A 22426-nucleotide genomic window follows, 5' to 3' on the forward strand; every position below is an offset into this window, starting at 1 on the left:
CGCTGGGCGGCGCTGGCTCAATCCAGGAACAGTGCGCGTAAACGCCTGGTCGTGAAGAACAGCCCGACAGCGATCATCACCGCGAAGTACAACAGGTGCAGCAGCATTACCGGAGCGAGCGCCCCCGTCGTGAGGCCGCGCACCAGTTCGACGCCGTGCCAGAGCGGCAGCAATTGCACGAAGAACTGGATCACCTGCGGGTAGACCGACAGCGGGTAGAACGTGCCGGACAGCAGGAACATCGGCAGGAGCAGGAACGAGATCCAGTTCATCTGCTGGAAGGTCTTCAGGTAGCTCGTGATGCCCATCCCGAGGCTCGCGAACCCGAAGGCGATCACGACCAGCGCTGGCAGGGCGAGGATGGCCGACCACGACAGGTTCAACCCGAGCACCTGCATCACTACCAGGAACGCGAGCCCATACGCGGCCCCGCGCAGCAGCGCGAGCGAGATCTCGCCGAGTGCAACATCAAGCGGCCCGAGTCGGGTCGCGAGCATCCCCTCGTAGAGTTTGCCGAAATGCATCTTGAAGAACACATTCCAGGTGGAGTCGTAGATCGCGCCATTCATCGCCGACACAGCGAGCAGCGCCGGAGCGATGTATGCCGCATAGGGAATCTGGTTGCCGAGCGGGTCTGTGACGTTCTGGACGTAGCTTCCGAGCCCGATCCCGAGCGCCAGCAGGTAGAAGATCGGCTCGAAGACTCCCGTGAGCACGATGGTCCAGTTCGTGCTGCGGGTCGCGAGCAGCCCGCGGCCCAGCACGGCGCTAGCGTTGCCGGAGTAGAGCGCGCGCACGCTGCCGGATCCGCGGATTTTTACCGCGGCATCCGGGCCAGCAGGATTCACCCTCACCGAGCTCATTTGTTCAGCCTCTTCGTCGCGATGTGCACCGTGAGAGCCCAGCCGCCGAGGGCGAAGACGAGCAGGTATACGACGTGCACGATCGTGAGCCAGAGTGGCTCAGTCGGCCCGTACGAGGCCTGCCTGCCGAGCTCCGAACCGTGCCACAGGGGCGAGAGCCATCCGATCCACTGCAGGTAGATCGGCAGCTGGGTGAGCGGGAACACCGTGCCGCTGAACAGGGTGAGCGGCAGGACCACGACGCGCTGCATCACGGGGAACTGCCCCTTGTCTTCGTAGATCGTCGCGGAGAATGCGGCCAGCGGCGAGAAGGCGAGCCCGGTGAGGATTCCGATCGGGATCATCGTGAGACCCCAGGGCGAGGGCACGGCGCCGAAGGCGAGCATCACGACGTAATAGACGACCACGACGATCGCCATCCTGATGATGATGAAGATCGCCGTGCCGTCGATGATTTGCCGGGCTGTCAGCGGCGTGGAGTTCATCCCGGTGAAGATGGGATTCCACTTGAAACCCATCAGGATACCCAGGAGGTACTCCTCTGCTCCGACCGTCACGGCGGCCGTCGCGAGCAGCGCGGGAGCCACGAACTGCAGGTAACTCGTACCTCCCGGGCCGACGTTGCCGGTCACGAGGGTCGCGAGCCCGACACCGAACGCGAAGAGGTACAGGATGGGGGTGCCCAACGTGGTCGCCACGATGGTGCCCGCATACGTGCGCATCGTCCGCAGCCGGTGCTCGGCGACGTACCATGCACCCCAGCGGCGGGTGCGGGTCGTGATCACGGAGGTCATTCGATCAGCGTCCGCCCCGTGAGTCGCAGGAACACGTCTTCGAGGCTCGAGCGCCTCACCAGGCTCGTGATGGGGGTGAGCCCCCGGCGCACGACCTCGGCAAGCGCCCCATCGCCGTCTTCCGAATAGATGAGGATGCGGTCGGGCAGCAGTTCGAGCCGGCCGATTCCCTCGACTTTTTCTGCGGCCTCCGCGTTTCGTTCTGAGCCGAAGCGCACCTCGAGCACTTCGCGGCTGGAATGCTCGCGGATCAGCGCCGCCGGAGCCCCTTCAGCCATGATCTGCCCTTTGTCGACGACGACCAACCGGTCGCACAGTTGCTCGGCCTCATCCATGTAATGGGTGGTCAGCACGAGGGTGGTGCCCTGCTCTTTGAGCCTGAACAGGCGATCCCAGAGGATGTGGCGGGCCTGCGGGTCGAGACCGGTGGTCGGTTCATCCAGCAACAGGATGCGCGGATCGTTGATCAGCGCCCTGGCGATCGTGAGGCGCCGCTTCATGCCGCCACTCAGGTCGTCGACCTTCGCTTTGGCGCGATCGGCGAGTTGGGCGAAATCGAGCAGTTCGTCGGCGCGCTTCGCGATGACGGCGCGGGACAGCCCGAAGTATCGGCCATAGACGAGCAGGTTGTCCCGCACACGCAGCTCGGTGTCGAGATTGTCAGCCTGAGGAACGACGCCCAGTTGCGACCGGATCTCCGGCCCGAATTCATCGGGATCGAACCCAAGAATGCTGAGGTCACCGCTGGTGCGGGTGGACACCGCTCCGACCATGCGCATGGTCGTGGATTTGCCTGCGCCATTGGGGCCGAGCAGCCCGAAAGATTCGCCGGGCGCGACCTCGAATGAGATGCCGTCGACAGCGGTGAACTCCTTGTACTTCTTGGTCAGGGCGGTTGCAGTGATCACGGGAGCTGGCACGGATTTCAGCCTAGCTGAGGCCCGCGACACCGGCGCCGGATGCGGTGAGCGAAAATGCGGGAACACGCCCAGCGATGACGAAGTACGCTCGTGGGTGGGCCAGCGCCCGCCAGTGTGACGTTGCTCGGAGTATGCGCAGCGGCAGGCTCCACGCAAGACTGAAGGAATCATGAGCAACTCCCCTGCACGCTCCCCGCGATCGCGATTCGGCGCCAAGGACGAAGGCGGCCCCCGCGCCACCTTCCGGCAGCTGCTGCCGTACCTGGCGGAGCACCGCAAGATCCTCAGCGTGGTTATCGGGCTCAGCATCGTCGGGGCTGCTGCCTCTCTCTCGCAGCCACTGCTCGTCAGCCAGGTCATCACGCGGGTACAGGCCGGAGACACCCTCGGCACCCTCGTCTGGGTGCTCGTAGGCCTCGTCGTCGCCTCGGCGATGATCAGCGGATTCCAGCACTATCTCCTGCAGCGCACCGGCACCTCGGTCGTACTCTCGGCCCGACGCCAGTTGATCAACCGGATGATGCGGCTGCCGATCCGCGAATACGATTCCCGCCGCACCGGGGACCTGGTCTCGCGCGTCGGTTCGGACACCACGCTGTTGTACGCGGTCATCACCCAGGGGCTCGTGGATGCGGTCGGCGGTTCGCTCGTGTTCGTCGGAGCGCTCATCGCCATGCTCATCATCGACCCGCTGCTGCTCGGCCTGACCGTGCTGGTCATTGCCATCTCGGTCGTGACCGTCGTGCTGCTCTCGGGACGCATCAGAATCGCCAGTCGCAAGCAGCAGGAGAAGGTGGGCGACCTGTCTGCCGCCGTCGAACGAGCCCTCGGCGCGATCCGTACGGTGCGGGCATCCAACGCCACGGATCGTGAGATCGCCACCATCGAGAAGGATGCGAAAGGCGCCTGGGACATGGGGATCGCGGTCGCCAGGATCTCCGCACTCGTCGTGCCCGTGGCGGGGATCGCGCTGCAGGTATCGCTGCTCATGGTGCTCGGCGTCGGCGGGTTCAGGGTGGCCAGCGGCGCGATCACCATCGCGAACCTCGTGTCGTTCATCCTGTTCCTCTTCATGATGATCATGCCGCTGACGACCGCGTTCGGGGCCATCAACTCGGTCAACCAGGCGCTGGGTGCCCTCGGCCGCATCCAGGAGATCATCGGCCTGCCGACCGAGACCCAGGACGATTCGCGAATCGCGGACAACGCGGCACCGCCGATCGCGTCGGGGGATGCGATCTCGTTCCACGACGTCGACTTCGAATACACGGTGCCGCCGGTCGCTCCTGCGGCCCCTTCCGGTAACGGCTCATCACCCGGGGTCGAGGCCACCGAACCGCGGGCCGTGCTCCGTGGGGTGTCGTTCTCGGCTGCTCGGGGCAAGCGCACAGCCCTGGTCGGACCATCCGGTGCGGGCAAGAGCACGATCCTCGCCCTGATCGAACGGTTCTACGACCCGCAGGCTGGCGTCGTCAGGCTCGGCGGGGTAGACATCCGCGCTCTCGATCGCACAGAACTCCGAGCACAGATCGGATATGTCGAGCAGGATGCCCCTGTGCTCGCCGGCACGCTCGCCGAGAACCTGCGCATCGGTGCACCGGATGCCACGGACCAGCAGTGTGTCGACGTGTTGCGGTCGGTGAATCTCACCGAGGTGCTCGAGCGCAACGAGCTCGGCCTGGAAGCGCCCGTCGGAGAGGATGGGATCATGCTCTCGGGCGGCGAGCGCCAGCGGCTCGCCATCGCCCGGGCGCTGCTCGCCGCCGCGCCGATCCTGCTGCTCGACGAGTCGACATCATCCCTCGACGGGTTGAACGAGCAGCTGCTGCGCGAGGCGATCGACGCCGTGGCGGAGAACCGCACACTCATCGTGATCGCTCACCGCCTGTCTACCGTGGTCGACTCCGACCAGATCGTGGTGCTCGATCACGGCAGGGTCGTGGGCATCGGAACTCATTCTGAGCTCGTCGCGACCACCCCGCTCTACAAGCAACTCGCCAAGCATCAGCTTCTCGTCTGATCGCCGGGTGGGGCCGGGGCGCCCCGGGAACGCCAACTACCCCTTGCGGCCGACGGCGCAACAATGGCGTTCGCGCGATTAGGCGATCGCGTACATCGCGACAGCGGCCGTCGCTGCGACGTTCAGGGAATCGATGCCGTGCGCCATCGGAATCCTGACGACCGTGTCGGCCGCGTCGAGGGCCTCGGGGGTGAGCCCCTCCCCCTCGGCTCCGAGCACGAGCGCGACCCGATCCGGCACGGACTCGGCGAACTCTCGCAGCGATACCGATTGCGGGCTCAGGGCGAGGGCGGCGATGTGGAATCCGGCGAGTTGCTCACGCGCCTCCGCCCACGGGCCGATCCTTGACCAGGGAACCTGCAGCACCGTGCCCATCGACACCCGGATCGCACGTCGGTAGAACGGGTCTGAGCAGCGGGCCGTGACCAGCACGGCATCGGCACCGATGCCGGCAACCGAGCGGAAAATGGCGCCGACATTGGTCGGGTCTGCGACATTCTCGAGGATGACCACCCGCCGGGCTCCGGCCAGCAACTCCTCGACGTCCGGAAGTGCGGGCCTGTGCATCGATGCGATGAGTCCACGGTGGAGGAGATAGCCCGTGAGCTGCTCCAGCAATTCCGGTGGGCCGGAGAACACCGGCACATCGGGCCCCACGAGCGCGATCGCCTCCTTGACGGTGTTACCGAGCGCCAGGACAGACCGTGGTCGGTGCCCGGCACGAATCGCACGCTGGAGCACGAGGGCAGACTCGGCGATGTAGAGCCCGTGTTCCGTGCCCTGCGCTTTCTTCAGCGCCACATCGGTCTGGTGCGAGAAGTCGCTCAGCCTCGGGTCGGAGAGATCGGTGATCGGAATGACCTGCACCGCTCACTCCAGCCTGTGGGTATCGAACAGGATGACCATACGCCCTTGTGCGTCGATGCCCTGTGCGGCCGCCGAGACGCTGCCGCTGGGCTGTTCAAATCTCAGCCAGTACCGCACTGCGGTAATGTCCGCATCGTCTACCGCAGGCACCAAAGCTGACTGGTTGCCATCGAGCTCCCCGTAGTCGGTCGACAGTGAGAAGAGCGCGCCCTCAGGAAGAGTGACCACTGCGCGGAACTCAGGAGACCGGTCAGACTCGCGCGAGAATCCGCTCTCCACCCTGGTTCCGTCGGGCAGGTCGACGCCGCTCAGTGCCTTCACACTACCGAGCGACAGTTCGGTACATGGTGCCCAGGTGATGCGGCACAAGCCAGCTTCGGACTGGGCGAAGCTACCGACGACAACGGTACCGACCGCGACGATGGCGCCGACCAAGAGACCGGCCACCACGAGCGATACACCCAGTCTCAGCCCCTGGCCACGAGTGCGGACGGGTTCGACATCTCGAGGTTCCGCGAGCGGCTCGAACTCTCCGTCGTCGTAGTCGTCGTACTCGTCGTCCCGCTCGTCGTCAGTCACGGAGCCCGCGAGGCGTCGAGCTGGTGACTGTCGCCCCCGCCGAGGCGAGTCGCTCGAGCGCCGCTGCGCTCGACTCCGGCGCCACCCCGGCAACGAGATCTGTGAGCACGCGCACGGTGAATCCGGCTCCCAACGCATCGAGGGCCGACGCGAGGACGCAGTGGTCCGTGGCGATCCCGACGACGTCGATCGTGGTCACGCCGAGGCGCGAGAGCACATCCTGCACCACCTCTCCGGAGCCCCTAGTGCCCTCGAAGATGGAATACGCGGGAACTCCCTGGCCTTTGCGCACGTGAATGACGCTCGGCCCGAGGTCGAGCGCCGCGTGATATTCGGCACCCGCGCTGCCGGCGACGCAGTGCACTGGCCACGAATCCACAAAGTCGGGCGACTCACTGAAATGCCCGCCATTGTCGTTGTCGCCATCGTGCCAATCGCGCGATGCGAAGACGTGGTCGTACGATTCGGGATGCTCTGCCAGCAGCCGCGTGATGCCCGACGCAACCACCCCCCCGCCCGTCACGCCGAGAACACCGCCCTCGGTGAAGTCGTTCTGCACATCGATGATGAAAAGCGCCGAACTCACAGTTGCACCTCCAGGTTAGTTATTGCTCAGGTTGTTGCCGCAACTGTGCACCGCTGCGACGAGCGTGTCGAGTGACTCGCGGGTGTCGAACGTGATGGCGTCACCCAGCCCGTAGAACGCGAAGGTGAGCGCAGTGCCGTCCGCCGTCGTCACTAATCCCGCCAAGGAACGCTCGTGGAAGATCCAGCCGGATTTCGCATGGGTCGCGGATCCGGCTGCGGCGTTGTCGCCCGTGAATCTCTCCGCGAGATCGCCCGAGGCACCGCCAACCGGCATGCCGTCGAACACCACATCCAGACCGTCTTCGCCGTTTCTGATCTTCACCATCAACTGGGCGATGAAGACAGGGGGCACCGCGTTGTTCGCACTCTCGCCGGAACCGTCCTTGATGACGAGCACCTCGGTTCCGGTCATCCCGAGCCCGTCCATCGCTGAGCGCACGACCTCCTGCAATGACGCCGACGAACCACCGAGATCCTGCTTGAGGGAACTCGATCGGGCCAGCATCTCGGCGAGCGCGTTGTCGCTGTTCATCAACATCTGGCTCACGAGAGTGGAGATGGGCTGCGAGGTCACCTCGGCCAGCACTGTCGACCGGGTTGCCTTACCGCCCGCAAAGGTGACATCGGTGAGTTCGGCAGCGGCGGCGAAGGCCTGGCCGGCTCGCGCGATCGGGTCTTCGCTCCTGGGACTGACGAGCTGCGTCGGATCAGCCCTGTCGCCATCCACCATGAGAGCGGTGATGAACGGCTGGTAGCCGTCGGTTCGTTCTGAAATCGGCCACGACGGATTCCAGTTGTCGGCGGGGTCCCAGAGCGTGGAATCCAGGATGATGCTGGTGATGGGCACCCCGGGGTGGGCCGCCGTGTATTTCTCCATCGCCTCAGTCGCGAGATCCGACACCAGCGGCGCTCCGGGGTAGACGCTGTCTTCAGAGGTCGACAGCGTCGCATCGCCCCCTCCGACCAGCACGATCGTTCCCGGCGTCGTGCCGTCGACGACCTTCGTCGACAGGGTCGCACCGGGCCCGAGCGTGGCAACGGCGGTCGCCGCCGTCAGAAGCTGCAATGCTCCGGCGGGGCTTTGGGGTGACGCTCCCGATCGATCGAACAGGGTCGCGCCTGTGGTGGCGTCGACGACGGATGCCGCCAGCGTTCCCAATAGCGGGTCGGCAGCAGCCGAGCCCACCGAACACGTGCGCAATCTCACGGCCGGCTGCGCGGAATCGGGCCTGACCCGGGCGGGTTTCGCCGGGGGCGTGCTCGTTGGGACAGCAACGGCAGCGCTGGACGCGGGCGCCCTCGAGAAGCCGAGGAAGACCGCCCCGGTACCCAACAGCACGAACACCAGCGCCAGCGCCGTGATGAGCCATGCCGTCGGATGCCTGCCGATCACCGTGCTCATGCCGCCGCGTGACTTTCCCTGGGGCGGTTGCGCGTCACTCATCGGTCAATGATACCGAGACGCTGGCCGTCCTCCCCGTGAGTTTGACAGACTCAGCAGGTGGTCCAGCGGGCTGCGGCCCTGACGAACGAGGCCGGTTCGTCGATCCCGCCGTGGCTCATCGCGAATGCTATGCACGCGCCGCCGATGCTGGAACCCGGGCGATAGAGCGAGGCACGGTGGGAGGTCGAATCCCACCACTTCTGGGCCACCGTCGCGCCGGTGTTACCCGATCCACCAGCGAGATTGCCATCACATCCGGTGCTCGGAACTCCGTCGATGCGCACCGAGCCAATGTGGCCCCAAGCGTCCAGCGGATCAGGGCTGGGCGATTCGGCCATCCAGAACAGTCGCGCTTCCATGCAGGAGTCGTAGCGGAAGTTGCTGTACGAGATCGGCTCGAGGCAATTCGCCATCCTGATCGCGTTGTACTGGAAGGCGAACGATGCGAGGTCATTTGAGGTGGTTCCCGCGACGCCCCCCGCAGAGGTGACTCCGGGGGCTGAACCGACGCTTCCACCCGCGGCAGCAGGGCAACCGGGAGCCTGCGGCGCTCCTGCAGCTCCGGTATTCACGGCTCCGCTGCCGACGATCAACGGGACGGACTTCGGCACCGACTTGTGCACAAGGTTCGCCCAGCTCTGGCTGGTGACACCGACAGACGCTGCGGTGTTCACGACAGCAGGTTCCGGGGCGACCCGGGTGGTGGTGGCGATGGCGATACGAGGTGCGGCAGCGATGGATGCGGCGACCGGCCTAATCGCGAGCGGTGGGGCAGTTGTGCCCACGTCCGCGACGACCGACATGTTGAGGCCCGGCCCTGCCCCGCCGATGAGCGGCGCTATGAGCAGCAGGACGACCGTAGCGGCCGACGAAAGGAATGCAGATTTTTTCATGGTGTGTACCCCCGTACCACAGCGGCACCATCCCCCGATAGCGTGTGCCTACTGATCACGATATTGGTAAGGCTCGACTGCCCGCAAGCATTGAGGGACAGAATCAACCGGTCGACCCCAGAACTGGGGGTGTTTCGTTACCGGATGCCCCCATCAACGGGGGACATGCTGCCCGCTTGGAAGCGTTACGGAGCCGCCTAAGAGAATCGAACTCTTGACCTTCTCATTACGAGTGAGATGCTCTACCGACTGAGCTAAGGCGGCGGGCCCGGGTTACCCGAGGCACAGCATGAAAGCCTAGCCGAGATTTGGCCGCGTCATGACGCTCAGGTCCCAGGTGAGCTGAAGAGGGTCTTCAACTCGCCGAACGACTCCGTCAGCCGCTCGGTCAGCTTCGAGGGCGATTCGCCCTGCGCCCAACTGGTCCAGGCGTGGCGCATGGCAGCAAAGGACACGAGAGTGATGAGCCTGGCCCGCTCGGCGAGTCGGTTCGGATCATTCGCCAAAATCGGATCGTCGACAGCCAGCCTGCGTGCGATAACTGTCGCGACCTCCTCCTCGAACCTGCGCATGGTAGCCATCCTCATGGCGAAGAGGTGAGGGTACTGCTTCAGCAGGGCGTGGCGACGATGGAAGATCTCGACGTCGTTGCTCGAAGCCTCACCCGCGCTGATGAGCAGAGCCGTGATGTCATCGAGGAGACTCCCGGGGCTGCTGTCCATGACGAACCGCTCCACCTGCCCACCGGACGGCAACTCCGGTGGATTGCCCATGAGCGCCTCCTCTTTCGAGGCGAAGTAGTTGAAGAAGGTGCGAGGGGAAATGTCGGCTACCCGGCTAACCTCATCAATGGTCACCCCCTCGAGCCCGCGCTCCGCAACGAGGTCCAGCACGGCGAGCTGGATTGACCGTCTGGTCGCGAGTCGCTTTCGTTCGCGCAGGCCCGGCGCGATGGTGTCCGTCGTCATGACACCATTCTTGCACATTGTGCAATTTTGCAGTGATTCACACGCCTCAGCACAGCGGGTCGGTTGCTGGCACGGTGCCATTGATCAGGAACTCGTCGACCGCATCATTCACACAGTCGTTGGATTTGTTGTACGCCGTGTGACCCTCTCCGTCGAAGGTGACAAGGTGGCCCTTCTCGAGAGTCGCGGCGACCGTCTGCGCCCACTTGTAGGGGGTAGCAGGATCGTTCGTGGTGCCCACGACCAGGATGTCTGCAGAACCCGCCGCCAGGATCGGTGCGCGGTCCCGCTTCGCCGGGACAGGCCAGTTCGGGCATCCCGTTCCACCCCACGACATCTGCGGCCCGAAGACCGGAGCGAGCCTGGCCAGCTCAGCCGCCTCGGCACGCATCTGCGCAACATCGCCGTCCCCGTGAGCATCCAGGCAGTTGATGCTGATGAACGCTTCTGTCTGGTTCTCGGCATAGCTGCCGTCAGGGTCACGGCCGTTGTAGGTGTCAGCGAGCTGGAACGCGTAGCTCGCATCGCCCTGGAACACACTCGTGAACAACTCGCGCAGGGAAACCCAGTTGTCGGCGTTGTACAGGGGCAGGATGATCGCCGTGAACATCGCGCTGCTGCCGAGCTCACGGCCGTCGTCGCTGGCGATCGGGCTCGCGTCGAGACTGTCGAGCAGTGTGCGGATCGTGGTCATCGAGGCATCCACCGACCCAGGAAATGGACAGTCTTCTGCCGAACTGCAGTCTTCGAGGAAGGCCCGAAGCGCGCTCTCGAACCCCTGGGCCTGGGTGGCCGTGCCTTCGAAATCGTCTGAGGCTGGATCGACGGCGCCATCCAGCACCAGCCTGCCTGTCTTATCGGGGAAGAGGTCGGCATACACCTGGCCGAGCAGCGTGCCATACGAGTACCCCAGATAGTTGAGGGTGGTGTCTCCCAAGACCGCCCGCAGCATATCGAGGTCGCGGGCGGCGCTGATCGTGTCGACGTTGCCCAGCAGCGGGCCCGTCAGCTCAAGGCACCGCTCACCGAACTGCTTCGTCGAAGCGTTGGCGGCGGCGATCCAGTCGTCTGAACCGGGGGTACCCGGCAGGATGTCGTAGAGGTAGGAGTCGAGTTCGGCGGGGTCTGAGTAGCAGGTGACCGGTGTCGAGCGGTTGACACCGCGGGGGTCGAAGCCCACGATGTCGAAGCTCGACTGCAGCCGCTTGTCTGTCGCATAGTCGACGCTGTCTTTGACGAAGTCGACACCGGAGCCACCCGGGCCCCCGGGGTTGACCAGCAGCGATCCGACGCGGGCAGAGGATGTCGCGGGCTGGCGCACAAGAGCGAGCTCGATGGATTCTCCACCCGGTTCGCTCCAGTCCAGCGGCGCTGTCGCCGTCGAGCACTGCATGCCGCCGTCGCAGTTCGACCACTTCAGGATCTGCTCGTAGAACGGCGTAAGCCCTGCCGCCACGTCTTCACCCGTCGGCGTCGATGTCGTGTTGGCTGCCGGCGGCATGAACCACGAAACGCACCCGCTCAGGGGCAACAGCACCACCATGGCCATCGCGACGACGACGGCGGTACGGCCCCTCAACTCCTGCCTCCGCGGATCGCGGTGATCAGCATCGCCTCGAGAGCAAGGGCGGGAGGCACGTTGCTCTCGATGCGTTCGCGCGCTGTGGCAATGGCATCCATGGTCGCCAACGTATCTACGGCAGTGCAGGTCCCAGCGGCGGCCTGGAGCCTGTCGAGAATTCTCACGTTGATCGGCTCGCCGGGCACTCCGAGTTGCAACAGCAGCATGTCGCGGTAGAGCGTCAGCAGGTCGACCATGATCCGGTCGATGCCGTCACGGAGGCTCCTGGTGGCGCGCCGCTTCTGGTCTTCATCGAGATTTCTGAGCTGGCTTCGAAGCGCTGGGGGAATCGTGCCGCCCGGCTCGATGCCGAGTGATCGCATCGCCGAGGTGCGTTCTTCGGTGTCCCGTTGCTCGGTGATCGCCACCGCGTCGGACTTTGCCAGCTCGAGCAGCGACACCGCCGCCATCACGGCGCCGGACACCGAGCGGATGCCCAGCGCGATGTCGAGGGTGCGCTCACGCCGCTCCCGCGCATCGGCATTGGTGGCGAGGCGGTGAGCCATACCGATGTGCGACTGTGCTTCGCGGGCGGCACGGGTCGCGGTCGCGGCATCCACACCGTCACGCCGCTCGAGCAGTGCTGCCACCTCGGCGATGCCAGGCACACGCAGGCGCACAGTGCGCACCCGGGATCGAATGGTCGGGATGAGGTCGGCCTCGCTCGGGGCGCACAGGATCCATACCGTGCGCGGCGGCGGCTCTTCCAGCGCTTTGAGCAGCACGTTCGAGGTGCGTTCGGCCATGCGATCGGCATCTTCGATGACCATCACCCGGTACCGGCCGACGGACGGGGAGAACTGCGAGGTCGCGACGAGAGCGCGCACCTCCTCGATCGCGATGATCACTCGCTCGGAACTCAGGACGGCGAGATCAGGATGAGTGCGCGCGGCCACCTGTCGAGCTGCTGCCGCATCCCCGTCGGGGTCACCCGGGCTCAGAAGTGCGGTTGCGAACGCGTATGCGAGATTCGATCGACCAGAACCCGGAGGGCCGGTGATGAGCCAGGAGTGGGTCATCGACGAGTCGCCGGAGCCCCCGATCGCCGAGGCCGAGGCCGCAGCCTCCACGATCGCGATCGCCTCGGATTGACCCGTCAACTCGTCCCAGACTGCCATGCGCCCAGCCTAAGCGCTGCGCCCGACAGCACGCTGCGCCAGCTCCGTGGCAGTTCCGTGGTGGTGCTGCGACGCAGTGCCGTGGCGCAGTTCCGGGATCAGGATGTGGGCAGCGACTCGACCCTGGCGCGGATCGCGGCGGCGATGGACTCCACGCTGTCACGGGCGTCCAGCACCAGGAATCGGTCGGGTTCGGCGGCAGCAAGCTGCAGGTAGCCAGCGCGCACCCTGCCATGGAAGTCGTTGGCTTCGGCCTCGAGCCGGTCGTACCGCGTGCGTGAGTCGGCGAGCCGGTCTTTGCCAGCGTCCTCGTGCAGGTCGAGCAGCACCGTCAGGTCGGGCAACAAGCCCTCGGCCGCCCATAGGGAGATGCCCCGCACCTCGTCACCGCCGAGGACGCGACCCGCCCCCTGGTAGGCGACCGATGAGTCGAGGTAGCGATCCTGCACCACGACGTCCCCGCGCTCGAGAGCAGGTCGCACCTTCGTGGCGATGTTGTGGGCGCGGTCTGCCGCGTAAATGAGCGCTTCTGCCCTGGGAGCGATCTCGCCGCGCCTGTGCAGCACGATTTCACGCAACTCCAGGCCGAGATCGGTTCCGCCGGGCTCGCGTGAGACGACAACCGTACGGCCGGAATTCTGCAGCCACTCGACGAGAATGCCCGACTGGGTCGACTTGCCCGACCCGTCACCACCCTCGAGGGTGATAAACAGCCCTGCCACTAGTTGACGGGGGCCGATGCGGCCGACGATGCAGGGATCTTCGAGATGGCTGGCTTGCGCACGGCGGGCTTGCGCGGCGCCGGTGCGCGAACCACTGGCGTCCTGGCCGCAGCATCGCTCGTCGTGGAGGCTGCCTTCGAGGCTGCCGGCTTCCTGGCCGCCGGCTTTTTGGCGACCGGCTTCTTGACTGCCGGCTTCTTGACTGCCGGCTTCTTGGCGACTGGCTTCTTGGCAACCGGCTTCTTGGCGGCGGGCTTTTTGGCGGCGGGCTTCACGGCCGGTCCCTTGGCACGCTTATCAGCCAACAGTTGCACGGCACGAGCGAAGTCAATGTCCTCGATGTCTTCACCGCGAGGAATCGTCGCGTTAGTTGTGCCATCGGTGACGTAGGCGCCGAAGCGGCCATCCTTGATCTTGATCGGCTTCTCGCTGACGGGGTCGGCGTCGAATTCCTTGAGTGCACTGGATGCGGCCCGCCCGCCGTACTTCGGCTGGGCGAACAGTTCGAGCGCTCCTGCAAGGTCGATCTGGAAGATCTGGTCTTCCGAGATGAGCGAACGGGTGTCTGTGCCCTTCTTGAGGTACGCCCCGAAGCGCCCGTTCTGCGACAGGATCTCCGCACCGGATTCAGGATCGAGCCCCACCACACGTGGCAACGAGAGCAACTCCAGCGCAGTGTCGAGGTTGACGGTTGCGAGATCCATCGACTTGAAGATCGATGCCGTGCGCGGCTTGACGACGGCAACCTTCTTTGCCTTCTTCTCTTTGAGCTCGCCGGTCTTCTTGTCGAGCACGTATTCGGGCTCGACCGCGGGAAGCTCGGGCTCGAGCTCGGTGACGTAGGGGCCAAAGCGGCCATCCTTCGCCACCACCTCCTTGCCATTCTCGGGATTCACCCCGATAACGCGGTCACCGACGACGGGAGCGTCGATCAACTCTCGAGCCTTCTCGGCCGTCAGTTCGTCGGGCGCCAGTTCCTGCGGGATGTTGACCCGACGCGGGGTCTCCGGGTTCTCACCCGGGGCCTCGAGATAGGGCCCATACTTGCCGATGCGCAGCGTGACGTCATCAGCGATTTTGATCGAATTGATCTCGCGCGCGTCGATTTCGCCCATGTTGTCGATGACTGTGCGGAGGCCGCGGTGCTTCTCACTACCGAAGTAGAACCCGGTGAGCCACTCGACACGATCCGCTTCGCCGCCGGCAATACGGTCGAGGTCGTCTTCCATTCCCGCGGTGAAGTCGTACTGCACGAGGTCGGCGAAGTACTCCTCGAGCAACCGCACGACGGAGAACGCGATCCAGTTCGGAACGAGCGCCTGCCCCCGAGGCGTGACGTAGCCGCGGTCGATGATCGTCGAGATGATAGATGCGTAGGTCGACGGACGACCGATACCCAGCTCTTCCAGCGTCTTGACGAGGCTGGCCTCGGTGTAGCGGGGCGGTGCAGAGGTCTCGTGGCCCTTGGCCTCCACCTCGACGAGCGACAGCGACTGCCCCTCTGTCAGCGGCGGGAGTTTGGCCTCGGTGGGCTCGGCTGTCGCGTTGCGCACCTCATCGCGGCCCTCTTCGTACGCGTGCATGAAGCCGCGGAAGGTGATGATCGTACCCGTAGCGACGAACTCGGCGATGGATCCTGACGGTGTCGGGCCCGCGCCGATGGTGATGGATGCCGTGGAACCTTTTGCATCCGCCATCTGGGATGCGACCGTGCGCTTCCAGATCAGGTCGTACAGCTTGAAGTCGTTGCCGCGAAGAGTCGGCGCCACCTCGCTCGGTGTGCGGAAGGTGTCACCAGACGGGCGGATCGCCTCGTGTGCCTCCTGCGCATTCTTGCTCTTGCCGGAGTAGACGCGGGGCTGGTCCGGCACGGTTTCTGCGCCATACAGGCTTCTGGCCTGGTTGCGTGCCGCATCGATCGCCTGCTGTGACAGCGTGGGCGAGTCGGTTCGCATATACGTGATGTAGCCGTTCTCGTACAGCGACTGCGCGACGCTCATCGTCTGGCGCGCAGAGAACCTGAGCTTGCGTCCGGCCTCCTGCTGCAGGGTCGACGTGGTGAACGGAGCCGCGGGCCGCCGCGTGTACGGCTTCGACTCGACAGTGTTGACCGTGATGGCGGTTTTCGGGTCACGCAATGCTTTCGCAAGAGTCTGGGCGGCCAGCTCGTCGACGATCGTCACGTCGCCCTTGAGCTTTCCCTTGTCGTCGAAATCGCGACCGGCGGCGATGCGCTTGCCGTCGAGTCGTACGAGTCGTGATTCGAACTGCTGGGTTGCGGTCTTCGGTGTGAACTGGGCGATCAGGTCCCAGTAACCCGCGGTGACGAAAGCAAGGCGCTCGCGCTCACGATCGACGACGAGTCGGGTTGCGGCAGACTGCACACGGCCAGCTGAGAGTCCGGGGCCGACCTTGCGCCACAGCACCGGCGAGATCTCGAAACCATAGAGGCGGTCGAGGATGCGCCGGGTCTCCTGTGCGTCGACGAGCGCCGTGTCGAGCTCTCGCGTGTTCTCGGTGGCGTGTTTGATCGCCTCTTTGGTGATCTCGTGGAACACCATCCGCTTGACAGGCACCTTGGGCTTCAGCACCTGCAGAAGATGCCACGCGATCGCCTCGCCCTCGCGGTCCTCATCAGTCGCAAGGAAGAGTTCGTCGGCGTTGGCCAGTGCCCGCTTCAGGTCGGCGACAGTCTTCTTCTTCGCGTCAGACACGACGTAATAGGGTTCGAACCCGTTCTCGACGTCGACGGAAAACTTGCCGAGGGTGCCCTTCTTGAGTTCGGGCGGCAGGTTCTTCGGTTCGATGAGGTCGCGGATGTGGCCAACGGAAGACTGCACCTCGAAGCCGTCGCCGAGATACTGGGCGATAGTTTTTGCCTTGGTGGGCGACTCGACGATGACGAGTTTCTTCGTGCCGGGCACGGTACTCCTTGGGTTGGGACGAACGAGATGGCGTGGCTGCCCCCGTCAGCGACACCATACACACACAAACCGCACTCTCACCTAATCCACAGCTGAGTCACCGGGCCCCGCCGTCGCAGCTGCGGTGACCGATACGCCCAGGATTATCCTGACCGCCGTGACCGTCACGATCAGGCCATCGACGTCGCACGAGAGGATGGATGCCCCGTTCGCCTCAGCCACTCTCCCGGCCGCCTCGCACGGCATGCCCGGCACGATGCCCACAGCGGTGTCTGCTGCGGCGAGGGCCGCAGCATCTGCCGCGCCGGCGACGGAATGCCGGGCCGAAAGCCCCGTATAAAGAGGAAGAAGCATCATCGACAGCGCTGTGACAGCCCCCAGGATCGCGACTGTGAGTAGCGACCCTGACCCAGCCTCCCCCGCGCGGCGGTCGAGCGTCACAGGCCACCGCCCAGCGCGCAGCTCGATGCGGTGAGGATGAGGCCAGCGATACCGCCCGTCGCCACCTTCGGCTGGTCCGTCAGCGTCACGCAATCGATGTCGCCGTCCGAGCGCTGCGTGACGGTCGCTCCCGGCGCGAGTCGCGAGGCCGTGGCGGCCGCCGAGTCGCCGCGCGCGAACGATCGCGCTGCGGCCGCCGCGGCATCCTGCAACCGCAATTGCTGCCCGGCCACCTGCACACCGGACAGGCAGACGGCGAGCACCACGATGACCGCGGGCATCGTTACCGCGAACTCCGCGGTAACGCTGCCACCGTCACCCGGGGCCCGTCTCCTGCCGCGAGCGCTGCCGATCATCCCGGAATCGACAGCGCCGTGCGGATGATGTCGGTGAGCAGCCCCCGCACCTCGTCCGAGCGCATGATCACCACCAGTAGCCCCGCGAAGCCGACGGCGGCCATTGTCGCGATCGCGTACTCGGCAGTCGCGGCACCCTGTTCGTCTCGCAGCAGCTTTCTCACCGCGGCGGGGATTCTCTTCATCGTGCGTCCTGTTCTGGCCGAGCACGTCGAGTCTTCCCTGGCGTCGCCGGTTGTTGCAACTCATGCAGACGATCGGTGCGAACGGCACCATAACCAGTCGCTGGGCACGAGAAGTGCCTACTTCGTCGCCACCCCGTAGCTCACGTACTTCCACGACCGCGGCGTCACCCGGTTGAGAAACCGCTGGTCGACTCCCGCCAACGCCGCGCGCCTCGACTCGGTGTTGCCGAACATCGCCAGGACCCCCGTGGTCTGCACATCGACCGTGGAGAAACCATCGAGCAGGGCTCTCATCTGGGCGAGCGTCAGATACCGCCACGAGGTGCCGCGAATCCTGTACGCGATCGAGCGCGCGAGTCGGTGGAACACCGTGCCGCGGATGTTCTCTGCGAACAGCAGGATTCCGCCCGGTTTCAGGGATTTGAGGATCTGAGCCATCGCGTCGACCTGGCGCGAGCCGACGCCTCCGAGCACCGACTTGAAGATCACGACATCGAAGTAGTTTTCATAGGGAACATTGATGGCGTCGATGTCCTGGTAGAGGATCTTCGCCGACACGCCGTATTTTTGATGGATCGGGGCTGCCATGATCTCGGTGTTTTTGAGATTCGAGCAGATGACCTCGTGGCCTTTCAGCGCCAGCCACAGGGAAGGGCCACCGGGTCCCGCGCCGATCTCGAGGCACGTTAACCGCGGACCGGCCTGCGGAAGTGATTGGTCCCAGAGGTCCACGGCTGCTTTCCAGGTGCGCACATCCCAGACCAGCACATCTTTCATCAGGGTGTCGTCTTCGCTCGGTGTCACCGCCATAGTGAGCCAGAGTATCGTGCCGGTCATTCGTCACAACGAACCGACAGTCGACGAGATGACGGCAACCAGGAGGGGAAACACCCCCAGCACCATGAAGGCGGGCAGGATGCACAACCCGAGCGGGAGCATCAGGCGCACCCCGAGCGCCGCCGCATCTTCCTGTGCACGCGCGGTCGCGACCCTACGCAGTTCTTCAGCCTGGCTGTTGAGAAGCTCGGCGGCTGGCACCCCCGCGCTTCGGGACAACTCGAGCACCTCATCGACGCCGACGATGGCAGGCAGGGAGAATCGCGCAACGGTCTCGTCGACGATCGCCCTGGCGTGATCGAGAGCAGAACCACCACTCACGGCGATCGCCATGAGATCGCAGCCGATGCCGGGCGCGGGGTCTTTTGGGCGCGCTTTCGCGACCATGGAGGCATTCCATTTCAGCGCGATCGCCATCAACGCCGCGCCGACGGCAAGGCAGATCCAGCCGATCGCGGTTCCAAACAGCACAGCGAGGGTGTTGAAGCCCAGTGCCGTGCCGAACAACACGCCCACTATGGGCAACGCGAGAACCATCCTGGCGGTCGCAACCGGCGCTGCGAGCGCCACTCTCGCGTCGCGCTGGGCCTGGGCGAGATCGCGCAGGGATTGTGAATACCGGCGGAGGCAGGGGGCCAGCGGGGCCCCGGCCGCGGTGGCGACGGTCCAGGCGGCCGCCAGTCCCCGCCACGCCGCTCCCTCGAGGGGGTCGAGCCTCGCCGCTGCGTCGATCACCGCATCGGCCACTGAGGTCGACGATGCTCCAGCGACTCGCGATGCCAGAGTCGAACCGGTGGACGCCGCAACATGCTGCCAGGCAGAGGCCGGGGTGACTCCTGCTGCCAGCAGCACCGAGAGTCGCTGGGTGACCGCGGCGACCTCGGCCAGCGGCTCCCTAGTGGACGCAGCTCTGCGCCCCGGCGCCCTCACCGCGACTCCACCACGAGAAGCCGTCCCCGCTCGTCGAGCTCGAAGGTGCCGACCCGCACGAGCCGACGCACACCACCACGTCGTTCCAGGTGCAGCACGGAGCCGATAGCACTCACGGCCTGCCGCGCGATTGCCGTCGGCCCGAGATCAGCGAGCGCGCCGAGCGCCTCGAGCCTTGCAGGTACGTCGGCCAGTGAGTTCGCGTGAAGGGTACCCCCTCCCCCGTCGTGGCCGGTGTTGAGCGCGCCCAGCAACTCGCGGATCTCTGCCCCGCGACATTCGCCGAGTACGAGCCGGTCAGGGCGCATCCGCAAGGCCTCTCGCAGCAGCCTGGCCAACCCCAGCCCTCCTGCACCCTCCAGGTTCGCCTGTCGTGCCTCCAGCGATACGAAATGCGGATGCTGCACCCGAAGCTCGCTGACATCTTCGATCGCGATAATCCGTTCGGTCACGGCCGCCTCCCCGAGCAGGGCCGACAGCAGTGTTGTCTTACCGCTGCCGCCCGCCCCGGTGATCAGGAGGTTCTGGCGGGCGGCGACGAGTTTGCGGATGACCACGGCCGGAACGTCGTCGAAGAATCCAGCGCTTTCGAGGTCACCCAGCGAGAGCGGTCGCTGATGGGGGATGCGGATGGAGAGCAACGTGCCCTGTGGTGAGATCGGGGGAAGAACGGCGTGCACCCTGATTCCGTCGTGGATGCGGGTGTCGACGCAGGGGTTCGATTCATCAATGTGCCGCCCACCCAGCGCCACCAGGCGAACAGCGAACTCGCGCAGTTCCGATTCGATAAAGCCCAGGGTCGGTTGCCGTTCGAGACCTCCACCTCGGTCAGCCCAGACTTCCCGGCCACCGTTGACGAAGATGTCGGTGACAGCGGGATCGGCGAACAGCGAATGGAGTTGCCCGAAATCTGCGCTGCCAGCTCGACGGGTGGCAGTGTTCGTTGCGGTGGGTTCAGGTGCAGCAGGTCTCCGAACGACGAAGGGCACCAGGTCCGGTTCGAATGACATGGCAGCACGGTATTCACCCTCGCGACCCACCTGGTGGACCGGGTGAGTTCGGTGGGTTCCGAGCGCAGGGATGGGTTGTGGACGGGAGGAAAATCAAACCCGGGCACATCTTCAGCAAATCCGCGCATATCACCGGTTAAAGAGAGGGGCGACGCCTATTGGGGGGAACAGGCGCCGCCACGGCAACGCGGGATTGGGGGGAATCACGTGCGCTGCCAGTCAAATGTAACTTCGACTAACACAGTGTATCGCATGGCGCCGAAGGCGCAATGAGAGTTTGGGTAGTATCGAAGAGTTCGCTTTGTACACTCACTTCGCGGTTCCTGGCAGGCCGCGTGATCGACGAGGATCTCATGTCCACAAATTCGATTGACAGCCTGCTCCACGAATCACGCCGGTTCCCGCCGAGCGACGCATTCGCGGCATCAGCCATCGCCAGCCCGAGCATCTATGACGACGCCAAAGATGACCGGGTAGCGTTCTGGGCCGACCAGGCCCGCGACATCCTGCACTGGCACAAGCCATTCACAGAGACTCTCGACTGGTCGAACGCACCGGTCGCGCGATGGTTCGGCGATGGTGAGCTGAACGTCGCCTACAACTGCCTCGACCGTCACGTCATCGCTGGAAACGGTGACCGGGTCGCCATCCACTGGGAGGGCGAGCCGGGAGACAGCCGCAGCTACACGTACTCAGAGCTGACGGAAGAAGTTAAGCGCGCGGCGAATGTGATCGCGGCCCTCGGCATCGGGCAGGGCGACCGTGTCGCCGTGTACCTGCCGGTCATCCCCGAGGCCGTCATCGCGATGCTGGCCATCGCGAGGCTCGGAGCCGTGCATTCGGTCGTGTTCGGCGGATTCAGTTCAGAGAGCCTGCGCAGTCGCATCGACGACGCGGGTGCGAAACTGGTGATCACGGCCGACGGCGGCTGGCGCAAGGGGAAGGTGTTCCCGCTCAAGGCTGCGGTCGACGGAGCACTCGAGAACGGAACATCCACCGTCACCAACGTGCTCGTCGTCAAGCGCGGCGAGAACGACGTCGAATGGACAGCGGGCCGCGACCTGTGGTGGCACGACGAGCTCGCCAAGGCAGACCCTGAACACGAGGCGCAGGGGTTCGAGGCGGAGAACCCGCTTTTCGTCCTCTATACCTCGGGAACCACGGGCAAGCCCAAGGGGATCCTGCATACGAGCGGCGGCTACCTGACACAGGTGGCCTTCACGCACAAGAACGTCTTTGACCTCCACCCCGAGACCGATGTCTACTGGTGCACGGCCGATGTGGGCTGGATCACCGGTCACAGCTACGTCATCTACGGTCCGCTCGCCAACGGCGCGACCCAGTTGATGTACGAGGGAACGCCGGATACTCCTCACCAGGGTCGCTGGTGGGAGCTGATCGAGAAGTACAAGGTGTCGATCTTCTACACGGCACCTACCGCGATCCGCTCGGCGATGAAGATCGGGCGGCAGGTTGCCCAGCGCTTCGACCTCAGTTCAATCAGGGTGCTCGGTTCGGTGGGCGAACCGATCAACCCGGAGGCGTGGATCTGGTACCGCGATGTGATCGGTGGCGGCACCGCGCCCATCGTCGACACCTGGTGGCAGACCGAAACGGGCGGCATCATGATCTCAGCGCTACCCGGCCTCACCACCCTCAAACCCGGCTCGGCCCAGGTGCCGATTCCGGGCGTGAAGATCGACATCCTCGGCGAGGACGGCACGAGGGTCGACCCACCGCAGGGTGGCCTGCTCGTGGTGTCGGAACCGTGGCCGGCCATGCTGCGTGGCATCTGGGGTGATCCCGAGCGGTTCAAGGAGGCATACTGGTCACGGTTCTCGACGCCTGCTGCCGATGGCGCGGATGCCGACTGGAAGTACTTCGCCGGTGACGGCGCCCACGTCGATTCCGACGGTGACATCGTGCTTCTCGGCCGCGTGGACGACGTGATGAACGTGTCGGGTCACCGCCTGTCCACCCAGGAGATCGAGTCTGCGCTGGTCTCGCACCACATGGTCGCCGAGGCCGCGGTGGTCGGCGCCGCCGATGAGGCGACCGGCCAGGCCGTCGTCGCCTTCGTCATCCTCAAGTCGAACCAGCCCGTACCGCACACGACAGCCGAATCATCCGCCCTGCTGCGCGCCCACGTCGCGCATCAGATCGGCGCTATCGCCCGGCCCCGCCAGGTATTCATCGTGTCTGAGCTTCCCAAAACCCGCTCAGGCAAAATCATGCGCAGGCTGCTTCAGGATGTCGCCGAGGGCCGCGAAATCGGCGACACGACGACTCTCGCAGACACCTCGGTGATGGAGATCATCTCCGACAGGTTGAAGCAATAGTCCTGCA

21 protein-coding genes and 1 tRNA gene are annotated in these 22426 nt (G+C 65.1%); 2 read left to right on the plus strand and 20 right to left on the minus strand.

The features are described 5' to 3' along the window. Positions 1 to 17: 17 nt before the first annotated feature. From IEW81_RS04455 to IEW81_RS04465, 3 genes are read right to left on the minus strand one after another with little or no spacing between them, the layout of a single operon-like run. Positions 18 to 863 carry an ABC transporter permease gene (locus IEW81_RS04455; RefSeq protein WP_097060274.1) on the minus strand — a complete coding sequence of 282 codons (846 nt, stop codon included), beginning with the start codon at positions 861 to 863 and terminating at the stop codon, positions 18 to 20. Further along, the gene (locus tag IEW81_RS04460) at positions 860 to 1657 is read right to left on the minus strand and encodes an ABC transporter permease (protein ID WP_097060273.1); all 798 of its coding nucleotides are present in this window, start codon (positions 1655 to 1657) and stop codon (positions 860 to 862) included. The genes IEW81_RS04455 and IEW81_RS04460 overlap by 4 nt, the downstream gene beginning before the upstream one ends. Then, positions 1654 to 2577 carry an ABC transporter ATP-binding protein gene (locus IEW81_RS04465; RefSeq protein ID WP_097060272.1) on the minus strand — a complete coding sequence of 308 codons (924 nt, stop codon included), beginning with the start codon at positions 2575 to 2577 and terminating at the stop codon, positions 1654 to 1656. Before IEW81_RS04465 ends, IEW81_RS04460 begins: the two co-directional genes overlap by 4 nt. Before the next feature lie 169 nt (positions 2578 to 2746). Here IEW81_RS04465 and IEW81_RS04470 point away from each other — a divergent pair, with 169 nt between their 5' ends. Beyond that, positions 2747 to 4597 (plus strand): ABC transporter ATP-binding protein, encoded by a 1851-nt coding sequence (locus tag IEW81_RS04470; protein WP_097060271.1) that lies wholly within the window; start codon positions 2747 to 2749, stop codon positions 4595 to 4597. A gap of 78 nt (positions 4598 to 4675) precedes the next feature. Here IEW81_RS04470 and IEW81_RS04475 read toward each other — a convergent pair whose 3' ends face one another. The 17 genes from IEW81_RS04475 to IEW81_RS04555 form a co-directional block, all read right to left on the minus strand. Continuing rightward, positions 4676 to 5464, minus strand: a complete 789-nt coding sequence (locus tag IEW81_RS04475) for a TrmH family RNA methyltransferase (RefSeq protein WP_097060270.1) — start codon at positions 5462 to 5464, stop codon at positions 4676 to 4678. Positions 5465 to 5467: 3 nt separating this feature from the next. Next, complete coding sequence (locus tag IEW81_RS04480) at positions 5468 to 6043, minus strand: hypothetical protein (protein WP_097060269.1); 576 nt, start codon at positions 6041 to 6043, stop codon at positions 5468 to 5470. After that, a complete protein-coding gene (locus IEW81_RS04485; protein WP_097060268.1) occupies positions 6036 to 6629 on the minus strand; it encodes an isochorismatase family protein in 594 nt (197 codons plus the stop codon). The genes IEW81_RS04480 and IEW81_RS04485 overlap by 8 nt, the downstream gene beginning before the upstream one ends. A 15-nt stretch (positions 6630 to 6644) precedes the next feature. Beyond that, the gene (locus tag IEW81_RS04490) at positions 6645 to 8075 is read right to left on the minus strand and encodes a D-alanyl-D-alanine carboxypeptidase/D-alanyl-D-alanine-endopeptidase (protein ID WP_218839987.1); all 1431 of its coding nucleotides are present in this window, start codon (positions 8073 to 8075) and stop codon (positions 6645 to 6647) included. 50 nt (positions 8076 to 8125) lie between these two features. After that, on the minus strand, positions 8126 to 8968 hold the full coding sequence (locus tag IEW81_RS04495; protein WP_097060266.1) for a hypothetical protein: 843 nt from the start codon (positions 8966 to 8968) through the stop codon (positions 8126 to 8128). A 191-nt stretch (positions 8969 to 9159) separates the two neighbouring features. Then, a tRNA-Thr gene (locus IEW81_RS04500) sits at positions 9160 to 9232 on the minus strand. 62 nt (positions 9233 to 9294) lie between these two features. Then, positions 9295 to 9936: a TetR/AcrR family transcriptional regulator gene (locus IEW81_RS04505; protein ID WP_179691803.1), complete on the minus strand. Its 642-nt coding sequence runs from the start codon at positions 9934 to 9936 to the stop codon at positions 9295 to 9297. 46 nt (positions 9937 to 9982) lie between these two features. Beyond that, positions 9983 to 11515 carry an alpha/beta hydrolase gene (locus IEW81_RS04510; RefSeq protein ID WP_229671239.1) on the minus strand — a complete coding sequence of 511 codons (1533 nt, stop codon included), beginning with the start codon at positions 11513 to 11515 and terminating at the stop codon, positions 9983 to 9985. After that, positions 11512 to 12675, minus strand: a complete 1164-nt coding sequence (locus IEW81_RS04515; protein ID WP_097060263.1) for a DNA polymerase III subunit delta' — start codon at positions 12673 to 12675, stop codon at positions 11512 to 11514. The genes IEW81_RS04510 and IEW81_RS04515 overlap by 4 nt, the downstream gene beginning before the upstream one ends. A gap of 98 nt (positions 12676 to 12773) precedes the next feature. Then, positions 12774 to 13397, minus strand: a complete 624-nt coding sequence (gene tmk / locus IEW81_RS04520; protein ID WP_097060262.1) for a dTMP kinase — start codon at positions 13395 to 13397, stop codon at positions 12774 to 12776. Further along, a complete protein-coding gene (gene topA, locus IEW81_RS04525) occupies positions 13397 to 16321 on the minus strand; it encodes a type I DNA topoisomerase (RefSeq protein WP_097060261.1) in 2925 nt (974 codons plus the stop codon). Before topA ends, tmk begins: the two co-directional genes overlap by 1 nt. Positions 16322 to 16402: 81 nt before the next feature. After that, positions 16403 to 16762, minus strand: a complete 360-nt coding sequence (locus tag IEW81_RS04530) for an Rv3654c family TadE-like protein (RefSeq protein WP_097060260.1) — start codon at positions 16760 to 16762, stop codon at positions 16403 to 16405. Next, a complete protein-coding gene (locus IEW81_RS04535; protein ID WP_143544647.1) occupies positions 16759 to 17118 on the minus strand; it encodes a TadE family type IV pilus minor pilin in 360 nt (119 codons plus the stop codon). Before IEW81_RS04535 ends, IEW81_RS04530 begins: the two co-directional genes overlap by 4 nt. After that, positions 17115 to 17303 (minus strand): DUF4244 domain-containing protein, encoded by a 189-nt coding sequence (locus IEW81_RS04540; protein WP_097060259.1) that lies wholly within the window; start codon positions 17301 to 17303, stop codon positions 17115 to 17117. Before IEW81_RS04540 ends, IEW81_RS04535 begins: the two co-directional genes overlap by 4 nt. Positions 17304 to 17420: 117 nt before the next feature. After that, positions 17421 to 18140 (minus strand): class I SAM-dependent methyltransferase, encoded by a 720-nt coding sequence (locus IEW81_RS04545; RefSeq protein WP_097060258.1) that lies wholly within the window; start codon positions 18138 to 18140, stop codon positions 17421 to 17423. A gap of 3 nt (positions 18141 to 18143) precedes the next feature. Further along, the gene (locus IEW81_RS04550; protein ID WP_229671240.1) at positions 18144 to 19070 is read right to left on the minus strand and encodes a type II secretion system F family protein; all 927 of its coding nucleotides are present in this window, start codon (positions 19068 to 19070) and stop codon (positions 18144 to 18146) included. Then, a complete protein-coding gene (locus IEW81_RS04555) occupies positions 19067 to 20080 on the minus strand; it encodes a TadA family conjugal transfer-associated ATPase (RefSeq protein WP_097060257.1) in 1014 nt (337 codons plus the stop codon). The genes IEW81_RS04550 and IEW81_RS04555 overlap by 4 nt, the downstream gene beginning before the upstream one ends. A gap of 353 nt (positions 20081 to 20433) precedes the next feature. Here IEW81_RS04555 and acs point away from each other — a divergent pair, with 353 nt between their 5' ends. Then, entirely contained in the window at positions 20434 to 22419 is a 1986-nt protein-coding gene (gene acs, locus IEW81_RS04560) for an acetate--CoA ligase (protein WP_097060401.1), read from the plus strand. The last annotated feature ends 7 nt before the right edge of the window (positions 22420 to 22426 follow it).

Source organism: Salinibacterium xinjiangense (assembly GCF_014645015.1).
GTDB classification, from domain to species: Bacteria; Actinomycetota; Actinomycetes; order Actinomycetales; family Microbacteriaceae; genus Rhodoglobus; species Rhodoglobus xinjiangensis.

Coding starts and splice junctions, on each gene's coding strand:
- IEW81_RS04495 (WP_097060266.1), bottom strand. CDS start 8,968: ATGAAAAAATCTGCATTCCTTTCGTCGGCCGCTACGGTCGTCCTGCTG.
- IEW81_RS04470 (WP_097060271.1), top strand. CDS start 2,747: ATGAGCAACTCCCCTGCACGCTCCCCGCGATCGCGATTCGGCGCCAAG.
- IEW81_RS04555 (WP_097060257.1), bottom strand. CDS start 20,080: ATGTCATTCGAACCGGACCTGGTGCCCTTCGTCGTTCGGAGACCTGCT.
- IEW81_RS04540 (WP_097060259.1), bottom strand. CDS start 17,303: ATGAAGAGAATCCCCGCCGCGGTGAGAAAGCTGCTGCGAGACGAACAG.
- IEW81_RS04455 (WP_097060274.1), bottom strand. CDS start 863: ATGAGCTCGGTGAGGGTGAATCCTGCTGGCCCGGATGCCGCGGTAAAA.
- IEW81_RS04505 (WP_179691803.1), bottom strand. CDS start 9,936: ATGACGACGGACACCATCGCGCCGGGCCTGCGCGAACGAAAGCGACTC.
- IEW81_RS04515 (WP_097060263.1), bottom strand. CDS start 12,675: ATGGCAGTCTGGGACGAGTTGACGGGTCAATCCGAGGCGATCGCGATC.
- acs (WP_097060401.1), top strand. CDS start 20,434: ATGTCCACAAATTCGATTGACAGCCTGCTCCACGAATCACGCCGGTTC.
- IEW81_RS04535 (WP_143544647.1), bottom strand. CDS start 17,118: ATGATCGGCAGCGCTCGCGGCAGGAGACGGGCCCCGGGTGACGGTGGC.
- IEW81_RS04545 (WP_097060258.1), bottom strand. CDS start 18,140: ATGACCGGCACGATACTCTGGCTCACTATGGCGGTGACACCGAGCGAA.
- IEW81_RS04460 (WP_097060273.1), bottom strand. CDS start 1,657: ATGACCTCCGTGATCACGACCCGCACCCGCCGCTGGGGTGCATGGTAC.
- IEW81_RS04490 (WP_218839987.1), bottom strand. CDS start 8,075: ATGAGTGACGCGCAACCGCCCCAGGGAAAGTCACGCGGCGGCATGAGC.